Raw genomic sequence first — 13,901 nt, 5'->3', positions numbered from 1 at the left:
CGGCGCGGGAAAGATTGGTGTGAACGATGGCGAACGACGACAAGCTCCGGACCTTCCTCAAGCGCGCCACCGCCGAACTGCAACAGGCCAACCGGCGGCTGCGTGAGGTGGAGGGCCGGGACCAGGAGCCGATCGCGATCGTCGGCATGGGCTGCCGCTACCCCGGCGGGGTCCGGTCGCCGGAGGACCTGTGGCGGCTCGTCGCCGACGGCACCGACGCCATCTCCGGTTTCCCCACCGACCGGGGCTGGGACGTCGACGGCGTCTACGACCCGGAACCCGGCAAGCCCGGCAAGAGCTACACCCGGCACGGTGGTTTCCTCTACGACGCCGCCGACTTCGACCCGGGGTTCTTCGGGATGAGCCCCCGCGAGGCGGTGGAGACGGACCCGCAGCAGCGGCTGCTGCTGGAGGCGTCCTGGGAGGCGTTCGAGCACGGCGGCATCGACCCGGTCGCCCTCAAGGGCACCGCCACCGGCGTGTTCGTCGGCGTGATGCACCACGACTACGTCGACAGCACCACCTCCGGCAGCCTCGTCTCCGGCCGGGTCGCCTACAACCTCGGCCTGGAGGGGCCGGCGATCACCGTCGACACCGCCTGCTCGTCGTCGTCGGTGGCGATGCACCTGGCCTGCCAGTCGCTGCGCAAGGAGGAGTGCGGGCTGGCCCTGGCCGGCGGGGTCGCCGTGATGGCCACCCCGCAGCTCTTCGTCGAGTTCAGCAAGCAGCGCGCGCTGTCCCCGGACGGCCGGTGCCGGTCCTTCGGGGACGGCGCGGACGGCGCGGCCTGGTCCGAGGGCGTCGGGGTGCTGGTGCTGGAGCGGCTCTCCGACGCGCAGCGCAACGGGCACCGCGTCTACGGGCTGATCCGGGGTTCCGCCGTCAACCAGGACGGTGCGTCGAACGGGCTGACCGCGCCGAACGGGCCGGCCCAGCAGCGGGTGATCCGGGCGGCGCTGGCCAACGCCCGGCTCTCCGTCGCCGACGTGGACGTGGTCGAGGCGCACGGCACCGGCACCACCCTCGGTGACCCGATCGAGGCGCAGGCCGTCCTCGCCACCTATGGCCGGGACCGGGAGACGCCGCTCTTCCTCGGCTCGATCAAGTCCAACATCGGGCACGCCCAGGCCGCCGCCGGTGTCGCCGGTGTGATCAAGATGGTGATGGCGATGCGGCACGGCACCCTGCCGCGCACGCTGCACGCCGAGACGCCGTCGCGGCAGGTCGACTGGGATGCCGGGGACGTGCGGCTGCTCACCGAGCCGGTCGACTGGCCGACGGTGGACCGGCCCCGCCGGGCGGGCGTGTCGTCGTTCGGCATCAGCGGCACCAACGTGCACCTCATCGTCGAGCAGGCCCCGCCCGTCGAGGCCGGCACGCCGGGGCCGACCCCGCCGGTCGTCCTCTGGCCGGTGTCGGGGCGTTCCCCCGAGGGGATGGCCCGCCAGGCCGCCCGGATCGCCGGGTTCGCCGCCGACTCCGACGAGCGTCCGGTGGACGTCGGGTTCTCGCTGGGCGCGGGTCGGGCCGGGTTGGAGTTCCGGGGGGTGGCGGTGGGCCGCGACGCCGCCGAACTGTCCGCCGGCCTCGACGCCCTGACCGCCGGCACCGGTGTGTCGGGTCGGATCACCACCGGTCGTACGGCGGTGTTGTTCACCGGTCAGGGTGCGCAGCGGGTCGGGATGGGTCGTGAGCTGGCGGAAGCGTTCCCGGTGTTCGCGCAGGCGTTGGACGAGGTGTGTGGCGCGTTCGGGCCGTTGCTGGATGGTGATCTGCGGGAGGTGATGTTCACCGATCCGGATGGTGTCCTGGACCAGACGGGGTGGACGCAGCCGGCGTTGTTCGCGGTCGAGGTGGCGTTGTTCCGGTTGGCCGAGTCGTGGGGGTTGAAGCCGGACTTCGTCGCCGGGCACTCGATCGGTGAGCTTGCCGCCGCGCACGTCGCGGGTGTCTGGTCCTTGGACGATGCGTGCCGGGTCGTCGCGGCCCGTGGTGGTCTGATGCAGGCCCTTCCTGCCGGTGGCGCGATGTTGGCGATCGCCGCGCCGCTGGATGAGCTGGATCTCGGTGACGTCGACGTGGCGGCGGTGAACGGTCCCCGTGCGGTGGTCGTGTCCGGCACGGAGGAGCAGATCGCCGCCCTGGAAGCGTCCCTGGAGGTGAAGACGCGTCGCCTGCGGGTGTCGCACGCGTTCCACTCGCACCTGATGGACCCGATGCTCACCGAGTACGGGCAGGTCGTCGACGGGGTCACCGCGAACCCGGCGGGCATCCCGCTGGTGTCGACCGCGACCGGCGATCTCGCCACCGATACCGAGTTGGGTAGCGCCAGCTACTGGCAGGGTCAGGTGCGGGGGACCGTCCGGTTCGCCGACGCCGTCGCCGCCCTCGCCGCCCGGGGTGTGACCCGGTTCGTCGAGATCGGGCCGGACAGTGTGCTCACCGCGATGGTCGCCGACTGCGTCGAGGATGCGGTGGCGATTCCGTTGCAGCGTCGTGACCGGGAGCAGGTGGCCGCGTACGCCACCGGGATGGCGCAGGCGTGGACCACCGGCGTCGACCTCGACTGGACGGCCGTGCACCCGGGGGCACGGCAGGTGGAGCTGCCCGGCTACGCCTTCGCCCGCCAGCGGTACTGGCTGGCCGCCCCCACCGCCGCACCGGCCACCGTCACCGACGACTGGCGCTACCGGGTCGTGTGGCGGGCCGCCGACCTGCCCACCGGCGCGGAACTCACAGGCGACTGGTGGCTCGTCACCCCGGACACCCTCACCGACGACCCCCGGGTCACCGCCGTGGCCGACGCGCTCGCCGCCCGGGGGGCCACCGTCACCCGGCTAACCGGCACCGACCCGCTCGCCGGCCGGGGCACCCCCACCGGTGTCCTCTCCCTGCTCGGCCTCGACGACACCCCGGACCCGTACGACGCCGGGCTGTCCGCCGGGGTCACCGGCACCGTACGACTCGTGCGGGCCCTCGCCGCCGCCGACGTCACCGGCCGGCTCTGGTGCCTCACCACCGGCGGCGTCGCCGTCGACCGGTACGAGGACCTGCCGCACGCCGCACAGGCCGGCCTCTGGGGCCTCGGCACGGTGCTCTCCCTCGACTACCCCGGCTGGTGGGGTGGCCTGGTCGACCTGCCCGCCGACTGGACGCCCGACACCCTCGACCGGCTCGTCGACGTGCTCGCCGACGGCGGCGAGGACCAGGTGGCCCTGCGTACCGCCGGGGCGCTGGCCCGGCGGATGGTGCGCTGGCCCGTCGCCGGCAGCCCCGACCGGCGCTACACCCCCACCGGCACCGTGCTCGTCACCGGCGGCACCGGCGGCATCGGCGCACACCTCACCGAATGGCTCCTCGACCGGGGTGCCGAGCGGGTGGTGCTGGCCAGCCGGCGCGGCCCCGCCGCACCCGGGGCTGCCGACCTGGCCGCCCGCCTGCCCGGCGTTCAGGTCGTCGCCTGCGACGTGGCCGACCGGAACGCGGTCGCCGCGCTGCTCGACGGGATCGGCGACGACCTGACCGCCGTCTTCCACGCCGCCGGGGTGCTCTACGACCCGGCCCCGCTGGGCGAGACCGACCTCGACGACTTCGCTGCCGTGTGCCGGGCCAAGGTGCTCGGCGCGACCCACCTCGACGCGCTGCTCGGCGACCGGTCGCTCGACGCGTTCGTGCTGTTCGCCTCCGGCGCGGCCGTCTGGGGCAGCGCCGGGCAGGCCGCCTACGGCACCGGCAACGCCTGGCTCGACGCGCTGGCCCACCAGCGCCGTCGCCGGGGCCTGACCGCCACCTCGGTGGCCTGGGGCACCTGGGGCGGTGGCGGCATGGTCGACGAGCAGGCCACCGAGCAGCTCCTGCGGCAGGGCACCCCGCCGATGGAGCCGCGACTCGCCCTCGGCGCGTTGCAGCAGGTCCTCGACCACGACGAGAGCCACCTCGTGGTCACCGACATCGACTGGGCCCGGTTCACTCCGATCTACACCCTGGCCCGGCCCCGGCCGCTGCTCGCCGCGCTCCCCGAGGCCCAGCAGACCCCGGCCGCCGCCGCCCCGGCCACGCCCACCGACACCTCCGTGCTGGCCGGGCTGCCCGACGCCGAGCGGCTGCCGTACCTGCTGGACACCGTCCGCGCCCAGGTCGCCACCGTCCTCGGGTACGACGCGGCGACCACCGTGGACGTCCAGCGGCCGTTCCGGGAACTCGGGTTCGACTCGCTGACCGCCGTGGAGTTGCGCAACGCCCTCGGGGCGGCCGTCGGGCTGCGCCTGCCGGCCACCATGGTCTACGACCACCCGACCCCGGCCGTGCTGGCCCGCCACCTGTACGACGAACTCGTCGGCACCGCCGCCCCGACCACCGTCGCGTCCGGCGTCGGCGGGTCCGACCCCGACGAGCCGATCGCCATCATCGGGATGAGCTGCCGCTACCCCGGCGGCGTCCGGTCCCCGGAGGACCTGTGGCGGCTCGTCGACAACGGCACCGACGCGATCAGCGCGTTCCCGGTCGACCGGGGCTGGGACTCCGACGCGCTCTTCGACGCCGACCCGGACCAGCCGGGCACCAGCTACGTCCGCTCCGGTGGCTTCGTCTACGAGGCGGGCGCGTTCGACGCCGAGTTCTTCGGCATCTCGCCCCGTGAGGCGATCGCCATGGACCCGCAGCAGCGGCTGATGCTGGAGGTCACCTGGGAGGCGTGCGAGCGGGCCGGGATGGACCCGGAGGCGCTGCGCGGCAGCCCCGTCGGGGTGTTCGTGGGCTCCGGCGCCCAGGACTACGGCGACCTGCTCGGCCTCGCCCCCGCCGAGTCGGAGGCGTACCTGAGCACCGGCAGCTCCGCGTCGGTGATCTCCGGCCGGGTGTCGTACGCGTTCGGGTTCGAGGGGCCGTCGATGACCGTCGACACGGCGTGTTCCTCGTCGCTTGTCGCACTGCACCTCGCCGGTCAGGCGCTGCGGGCCGGGGAGTGCACCACCGCCATCGCCGGTGGGGTGCTGGTGATGTCGAACCCGACCCCGTTCGTGGCGTTCAGCCGGCAGCGGGGGCTCGCCCCGGACGGCCGGTGCAAGTCGTTCTCCGACGACGCCGACGGCACCGGCTGGTCCGAGGGCGTCGGGGTGCTGGTGCTGGAGCGGCTCTCCGACGCGCAGCGCAACGGGCACCGCGTCTACGGGCTGATCCGGGGTTCCGCCGTCAACCAGGACGGCGCGTCGAACGGGCTGACCGCGCCGAACGGGCCGGCCCAGCAGCGGGTGATCCGGGCGGCGCTGGCCAACGCCCGGATCACCCCCGACGCGGTCGACGCCGTCGAGGCACACGGCACCGGCACCACCCTCGGTGACCCGATCGAGGCACAGGCGCTGCTCGCCACCTACGGCCGGGACCGGGACCGCCCCCTGTGGCTCGGCTCGATCAAGTCCAACATGGGTCACGCCCAGGCCGCCGCCGGCATGGCCGGGGTGATCAAGATGGTGATGGCGATGCGGCACGACACGCTGCCGCGCACCCTGCACGCCGGGACGCCGTCGCGGCAGGTCGACTGGGATGCCGGCGACGTGCGGCTGCTCACCGAACCGGTCGACTGGCCGGCCGGGGACCGCCCGCGCCGGGCGGGGGTGTCGTCCTTCGGGATCAGCGGCACCAACGCCCACGTGATCGTTGAGGAGGCCCCGCCGGTCGAGCCCGCCGGGCAGGACGCGGCCACCGAGCCGCCGGTGGCGCTCTGGCCGCTGTCCGCCCGGTCGGCCGGTGCGCTGACCGCCCAGGCCGGCCGCCTGCGTGACTTCCTGACCGACGAACGGCCGGTCGACGTCGGGCACTCGCTGGCTGTCGGTCGGGCGGCCCTGGACCACCGGGCCGTCGCCGTCGGCGGTACGGCCGCCGACCTGGCCGCTTCCCTGGAGGCCCTGGCCTCGGGTGGTGGCCTGTCGGGTCGGATCACCAGCGGTCGTACGGCGGTGTTGTTCACCGGTCAGGGCGCACAGCGGGTCGGGATGGGTCGTGACCTGGCGGCAGCGTTCCCGGTGTTCGCGCAGGCCCTCGATGAGGTGTGTGCGGCGTTCGGTCCGTTGTTGGACGGTGATCTGCGGGAGGTGATGTTCGCCGACCCGGACGGTGTCCTGGATCAGACGGGGTGGACGCAGCCGGCCCTGTTCGCGGTCGAGGTGGCCCTGTTCCGTCTCGCCGAGTCCTGGGGTCTGAAGCCCGATTTCGTTGCGGGTCACTCGATCGGTGAGTTGGCCGCCGCACACGTGGCGGGTGTGTGGTCCCTGGAGGATGCGTGTCGGGTCGTGGCGGCGCGGGGTGGTCTGATGCAGGCCCTCCCGGAGGGTGGGGCGATGTTGGCGATCGCCGCGCCGCTGGATGAGTTGGACCTGGGCGACGTGGACGTGGCGGCGGTGAACGGTCCCCGTGCGGTGGTGGTGTCCGGCACGGAGGAGCAGATCGCGTCGCTGGAAGCCTCCTTGGAGGTGAAGACGCGTCGGTTGCGGGTGTCGCACGCGTTCCACTCGCACCTGATGGACCCGATGCTCACCGAGTACGGGCAGGTCGTGGAGAGCGCGACTGCGAACCCGGCGGGTATCCCGTTGGTGTCGACCGCGACCGGCGATCTCGCCACCGATGCCGAGTTGGGCAGCGTCGGGTACTGGCAGGGGCAGGTGCGGGGCACCGTGCGGTTCGCCGACGCGGTCGCCGCTCTGGCGGCCCGGGGGGTGACCCGGTTCGTGGAGATCGGGCCGGACAGTGTGCTCACCGCGATGGTCGCCGACTGCGTGCAGGACGCGGTGGCGATTGCGTTGCAGCGTCGCGACCGGGAGCAGGTGGCCGCGTACGCCACCGGGATGGCGCAGGCGTGGACCACCGGCGTCGACCTCGACTGGACGGCCGTGCACCCGGGGGCACGGCAGGTGGAACTGCCCACCTACGCCTTCCAGCACCAGCGGTACTGGATCGAGCCCGAGACCACCACCGGCACCGGCACCGACGAGGCCGACGGCGGGTTCTGGGACGCCGTCGACCGGGGCGACACCGACGTGCTCGCCGATGGTCTCGGCGTCGCCCCGGGCGTCGTCACCGAGGTGCTGCCCGGCCTCGCCGCCTGGCGGGCCCGGCAGCGGGACGCGGCCACCGTGGACGACTGGCGGTACCGGGTGGTGTGGCGCTCCACCGAACTGCCCGACGGCGGCGAACTCACCGGCACCTGGTGGCTCGTCGTACCGGCCGCGTCGACGGGCGACACCCGGGTGTCCACCCTCGCCGCCGGACTGGCCGCCCGAGGTGCCGACGTCGTCACCGTCACCGGCACCGAGCTGCCCGCCGGGGACACCCCCGCCGGGGTGGTGTCCCTGCTCGCACTCGACGACACCCCGGACGTCACCGACGCCGGCCTGTCCGTCGGCGTCACCGACACCGTCGCGCTGATCCAGGCCCTCACCGCCACCGAATTCGCCGGCCGGGTGTGGTGCCTCACCGCGGGTGGTGTCGCCGTCGACCGGTTCGAGGAGCTGCCGCACCCCGCGCAGGGCGCGCTGTGGGGGCTCGGCACCGTGCTGTCCCTGGAGTACCCGCACTCCTGGGGTGGCCTGGCCGACCTGCCCACCGACTGGACCGACGAGCACGTCGCGCGGCTCGCCGACGTCCTCGCCGCCGGTGCGGAGGACCAGGTGGCCGTCCGTACCGCCGGGGTGCTGGCCCGGCGGCTGGTCCGCTGGCCGGCCGCCGGCAACCCCGAGCGGCGCTACACCCCCACCGGCACGGTGCTCGTCACCGGCGGCACCGGCGGCATCGGCGGGCACCTGACCGAATGGCTTGTCGGTCAGGGCGCGCGGCGGGTGGTGCTGGCGAGCCGACGGGGCGCGGCGGCCCCGGGTGCGGCGGAGCTGATGGCCCGGCATCCGGGTGTCGAGGTGGTGGCGTGTGACGTGGCGGACCGGGAGTCGGTGGCCGCGCTGCTGGCCGACCTCGGTGACGAGTTGACCGCCGTGTTCCACGCCGCCGGGGTGCTGCACCAGGAGAAGTCGCTCCCGGAGACCAGCGTGGCCGAGTTCGCCGAGGTGTGCCGGGCGAAGGTGCTCGGCGCGGTGCACCTGGACGCGTTGCTGGCCGACCGGCCGTTGGACGCGTTCGTGGTGTTCTCCTCCGGTGCGGCGGTGTGGGGCAGCGCCGGTCAGGCGGGTTACGCGACGGCGAACGCGTACCTGGACGCGTTGGCGCACCGGCGGCGTGGCCGGGGTGCGGTCGCCACCTCGGTCGCCTGGGGTAGCTGGGCGGGTGGCGGGATGGCCGACGGGGAGGCCACCGCGCACCTGCGCCGGCAGGGCACCCCGCCGATGGAACCCCGGCTCGCCGTCCGGGCGCTGCGGGAGGCCCTCGACCACGACGAGAGCCACCTCGTCGTCGCCGACATCGACTGGACCCGGTTCACCCCCATCTACACCCTGGCCCGGCCCCGGCCGCTGCTGGCCGCGCTGCCCGACGCCCAACCCGAGGCCGAACCGGCCGCCCCGGTCGCGGTGACCGCCGACCTCGCCGGCCGGCTCGCCGCGATGCCGTCACCGGACCGCCTGGACGCCGTCCTGGCGCTGGTCCGTGACCAGGTCGCCGCCGTCCTCGGGTACGCCTCCGGCGCGGACGTCGACCCGGAGCGGGCGTTCAAGGAGGCCGGCTTCGACTCGCTGACCGCCGTCGAGCTGCGCAACCGGCTCACCACCGAGACCGCGCTGCGGCTGCCCGCCACGCTGGTCTTCGACTACCCGACCCCGACCGAGCTGGCCCAGCAACTGCTCACCGAGCTGGTGCCCGCCGACGCCGGGGGCGTCACCCTGCTCGACGACCTCGACCGGCTCCAGGCGGCGCTGTCCACCCTGGACGCCGGCGCGGTCGCCGCGCTCGACGAGAGCACCCGGGCCGGGGTGGGGGAGCGGCTGCGCACCATGCTCGCCGCGTGGACCGCCGGTCAACGCCCGGCCGAGGTCGCCAGCGTCACCGAGGATCTCGACACCGCCTCCGACGACGACCTCTTCGACTTCATCGACAGCAAGTTCGGCACCTCATGATCCGTCCGCTCCGTCGGCGCCGTCCGGGAATGGGTTCCTGATGTCCAACGAACAGAAGCTTCGTGACTACCTGCGGCGGGTCACGGCCGACCTGCACGAGACCAGCGAGCGGCTCCGCGACATCGAGGAGCGCGCCGCCGAACCGATCGCCATCGTCGGCATGGGCTGCCGCTACCCCGGCGGTGTCGACTCGCCCGAGGCCCTGTGGGACCTCGTCGCGGCCGGCACCGACGCGATCTCCGGCATGCCCACCGACCGGGGCTGGGACCTCGACCGGCTCTACGACCCGGACCCGGAGCACCCCGGCACCAGCTACACCCGCGACGGCGGCTTCCTCTACGACGCCGCCGCCTTCGACCCGACCTTCTTCGGCATCTCGCCCCGCGAGGCCGCCGAGATGGACCCGCAGCAGCGGCTGTTCCTGGAGACGTCCTGGGAGGCGTTGGAGCGGGCCGGCATCGACCCGTTGTCGCTCAAGGGCAGCCCCACCGCCGTGTTCACCGGCGTCGTCTACCACGACTACCCGAACAGCTGGGGCGCCGGCAGCATCGTGTCCGGCCGGCTGTCGTACACCCTCGGGATGGAGGGGCCGGCGGTCACCGTCGACACCGGCTGCTCGTCGTCGCTGGTCGCCCTGCACTGGGCCTGCCAGTCGCTGCGCTCCGGGGAGTCGTCGCTCGCCGTCGCCGGCGGGGTCACCGTGATCGGCACCCCCGACGCGTTCGTCGAGTTCTCCCGGCAGCGGGCGCTGTCCTTCGACGGCCGGTGCAAGTCGTTCGCCGCCGCCGCCGACGGCACCGGCTGGGCCGAGGGCGCCGGGTCGCTGGTGCTGGAACGGCTCTCCGACGCCCGCCGCAACGGGCACCCGGTGCTCGCCGTCATCCGGGGCTCCGCGATCAACCAGGACGGCGCGTCCAACGGCCTCACCGCCCCCAACGGCCCCTCCCAGCGTCGGGTCATCCGGGCCGCGCTGGCCAACGCCCGGCTCGCCGGCCAGGAGATCGACGCGGTCGAGGCGCACGGCACCGGCACCCGGCTCGGCGACCCGATCGAGGCGCAGGCGCTGTTCGCCACGTACGGCCGGGACCGGCCCGCCGACCGGCCGCTGTGGCTCGGCTCGCTCAAGTCCAACATCGGCCACTCGCAGGCCGCCGCCGGTGTCGGCGGGGTGATCAAGATGGTGCAGGCGATGCGGCACGGGGTGCTGCCCCGCACCCTGCACGTCGACGAGCCCAGCGGCGAGATCGACTGGTCGCCCGGCACCGTCAAACTGCTCACCGAGCCGGTGGACTGGCCGCAGACCGGCCGGGCCCGCCGCTGCGCGGTCTCCTCCTTCGGCATCAGCGGCACCAACGCCCACGTCGTGCTCGAAGAGGTGGCCCCGGCCGAGGAGGACGAGCAGCCGGCCACCCCGGCGGTGCTGCCGTGGGTGCTCTCCGGGCACACCGACCGGGCACTGCGGGCCCAGGCGCGGCGGCTGCTGTCGCACCTGGACGCCGTACCGGCCGACCCGGCCGCCGTGGGGCGGACGCTGGCCGGTCGGGCCCGGCTCGACCACCGGGCCGTGGTGCTCGGCGGTGACCTGCCGCAGCTGCGGACGGCGCTCGACGCGGTCGCCGACGGGCTGCCCGCCCCCACCGCGGTCACCGGCACCGCCGACGCCGCCGGTCGGGTCGTCTTCGTCTTCCCCGGCCAGGGCGCCCAGTGGGTCGGCATGGCCGCCGCGCTGCTGGACTCCTCGCCGGTCTTCGCCGAGCAGATGGGCCGCTGCGCCGCCGAGCTGCGCGCGTACGTCGACTGGGACCTGCTGGACGTGGTCCGGGGGGTGCCCGGCGCACCCTCCCTGGAGTGGGTGGACGTCGTCCAGCCCGCCCTGTGGGCGATGATGGTCTCCCTCGCCGCCACCTGGCGCAGCTACGGTGTCGAACCCGACGCGGTGGTCGGCCACTCGCAGGGTGAGATCGCCGCCGCCTGCGTGGCCGGCGGACTCTCCCTGGCCGACGGGGCACGGGTGGTGACCCTACGCAGCCGGGCCATCAGCGAGAAGCTGGCCGGCCGGGGCGGCATGGTCTCGGTCGGGCTGCCCGCCGACCGGGCGCAGGAGCGGATCGCCCGGTGGGCGGGCGACATCTCCCTCGCCGTGGTCAACGGCGCGGGTTCGGTGGTGGTCTCCGGCACCCCGGAGGCGCTGCGGGAACTCGTCGCCGAGCTCACCGGGGAGGGGATCCGGGCCAAGCAGGTCGCCGTCGACTACGCCTCGCACTCCGCGCAGGTGGAGCTGCTGGAACACCGGCTGCTGGAGGACCTGGCCCCGATCAACCCGAAGACCGGGACGATCCGGATGCTCTCCACGGTCACCGGCGACTGGGTGGACACCGCCACCCTGGACGCCCGCTACTGGTACGACAACCTCCGCAACACGGTCCGGTTCGACCCGGCGATCCGCTCTCTCGCCGGGCAGGGCTGGACCGGGTTCGTGGAGGTCAGCCCGCACCCGGTGCTCGGCATGGGGATGCAGGAGACGCTGGAGTCGGCGGACCGCCCGACGGTGGTCACCGGCACCCTGCGCCGCGACGACGGCGGCCTGGACCGGCTGCTCACCTCCCTGGCCGAGCTGCACGTGCGGGGCGTCGACGTGGACTGGACCGTCGCCCTGCCCGGCACCCGCCGGGCGGACCTGCCCACCTACGCCTTCCAGCACGAGCGTTACTGGATCGCGCCGACCGTCACCGCCCCGGCCGCAGGCGGCACCGACGCCGGATTCTGGGACGCCGTGGAACGCGCCGACGTCGACCTGCTCGCCGACGGCCTCGGCGTGGACACCGCACTGGTCGGGGAGGTGCTGCCCGGCCTGACGTCGTGGCGGTCCCGGCAGCGCGACGTCGCCACCGTGGACGGCTGGCGGTACCGGGTGGTGTGGCGGCCGACCGAGGTGCCCACCGGCGGGCAGCTCAGCGGCGTGTGGTGGGTGGTCGCCCCGGCGGCGCTGGCCGGCGACGAGCGGCTGCGTACGCTCGCCGACGGGTTGGCCGCCCGGGGCGCCGAGGTGGTCACCGTCACCGGCACCGACCACGCCGGCCGGGAGGCCCCCGCCGGGGTTCTCTCCCTGCTCGCCCTGGACGACGGCCCCGACCCGCTGGGCGTCGGCCTGTCCGCCGGGATCACCGCAACCGTGTCCCTGGTGCACGCGCTGGCCGCGTCCGACTTCAGCGGCCGGCTCTGGTGCGTCACCGCCGGCGGGGTCGGGGTGGACCGGTTCGAGTCGGTCACCGACCCGGCCCAGGGTGCCCTGTGGGGCCTGGGCACGGTGCTCTCCCTCGACTACCCCGGCTGGTGGGGCGGCCTGGTCGACCTGCCCGCCGAGTGGACGCCGCAGACCGTCGACCGGCTGGCCGACGTGCTGACCGGCGGCGGCGAGGACCAGGTGGCGCTGCGGGCGGCCGGCACGCTGGCCCGCCGGATGGTCCGCCGTCCGGTGACCGGGGCACCCGAACGGCGCTGGCGACCCGCCGGCACCGTCCTGGTCACCGGCGGCACCGGCGGAGTCGGCGGGCACGTCACCGAATGGCTGGTCGGCAACGGCGCGCAGCGCGTGGTGCTGGCGAGCCGACGCGGCCCGGACGCCCCCGGCGCGGCCGACCTGATGGCCCGGCACCCGGAGGTCGAGGTCGTCGCTCTCGACGTGGCCGACCGGGAGTCGGTCGCCGCGCTCCTGGCCGACCTCGGTGACGAGCTGACCGCCGTGTTCCACGCCGCCGGGGTGCTGCACCCCGAGGTGCCGTTGGGCCAGACCGCCCTCGACGACTTCGCCGACGTGTGCCGGGCGAAGGTGCTCGGCGCGGTGCACCTTGACGAGTTGACCGCCGACCGGCCGTTGGACGCGTTCGTGGTGTTCTCCTCCGGTGCGGCGGTGTGGGGCAGCGCCGGTCAGGCGGGTTACGCCACGGCGAACGCGTACCTGGACGCGTTGGCGCACCGGCGGCGCAACCGGGGTGCGGTCGCCACCTCGGTCGCCTGGGGCAGCTGGGGCGGCGGCGGTGGCATGGCCGGCGGCGAGGTCGGGGCGCACCTCGACCGGCTCGGCGTCGGCGTGATGGACCCGCGGCTCGCCGTCGACGCGCTCGGACAGGCCCTCGACCACGACGAGAGTCACCTCGTCGTCGCCGACATCGACTGGGCCCGGTTCGGCCCCATCTACACCCTGGCCCGGCCCCGGCCGCTGCTGGCCGAACTGCCCGACGCCGCCCCGGAGGCCACCGGGGCCACCGAGGCGGGGTCGTCGTCGGCGCTCGCCGACCGGCTCGGCACGCTGTCCGAGGCCGAGCAGCGCGCCATGCTGCTGGAGACCGTCCGCACCAACGTGGCCGCCGTCCTCGGCTACGGCGACGCCGACCTGGTCGAGCCGCAGCGCGCATTCAAGGAACTCGGCATGGACTCGGTGACCGCCGTCGAGCTGCGCAACCGGCTCAGCGCCGCCACCGGCGTACGGCTCTCCGCCACCCTGGTGTTCGACCACCCCAACCCGACCGCCCTGGCCGACCAGCTCCGGGCCGAACTCGGCTACACCGGCGACACCGCCGGCGGACTGCTCGCCGAGCTGGACCGGTTGGAGGTCACCGTGGCCGGCCTGACGCCGGAGGAGATCGAACGCAACCGGGTCACCGCCCGGCTCCAGTCGCTGCTGGCGAAGCTCAACGAGACGCTCAGCACCACCACCGGCGCCACCCTCGTCGACCGGCTCGAAACGGCCTCCGCCGACGACGTGTTCGACCTGATCGACAAGGAACTCGGCATGACCTGAGCCGCCACCGCGCTCCCGGAGCAACGTGTCCCGCTGGCAACGAGTTT

Annotated in this window: 2 protein-coding genes; both read left to right on the top strand. The window is 74.5% G+C overall.

Annotated features, from left to right (window positions below; genetic code table 11):
* The first annotated feature begins 26 nt into the window (after nt 1-26).
* Complete coding sequence (locus JQX11_RS29355) at nt 27-9,053, top strand: type I polyketide synthase (RefSeq protein WP_204928172.1); 9,027 nt, start codon at nt 27-29, stop codon at nt 9,051-9,053.
* A gap of 37 nt (nt 9,054-9,090) precedes the next feature.
* The gene (locus JQX11_RS29350) at nt 9,091-13,854 is read left to right on the top strand and encodes a type I polyketide synthase (RefSeq protein WP_443673951.1); all 4,764 of its coding nucleotides are present in this window, start codon (nt 9,091-9,093) and stop codon (nt 13,852-13,854) included.
* Nucleotides 13,855-13,901 lie beyond the last annotated feature (47 nt).

Source organism: Micromonospora humida, assembly GCF_016901255.1.
Taxonomy (GTDB): domain Bacteria; phylum Actinomycetota; class Actinomycetes; order Mycobacteriales; family Micromonosporaceae; genus Micromonospora; species Micromonospora wenchangensis.
The sequence above is the reverse complement of the archived record's forward strand: the minus strand, read 5'-3'. Positions and strand labels throughout refer to the sequence as shown.

Coding starts and splice junctions, on each gene's coding strand:
- JQX11_RS29355 (WP_204928172.1), top strand. CDS start 27: ATGGCGAACGACGACAAGCTCCGGACCTTCCTCAAGCGCGCCACCGCC.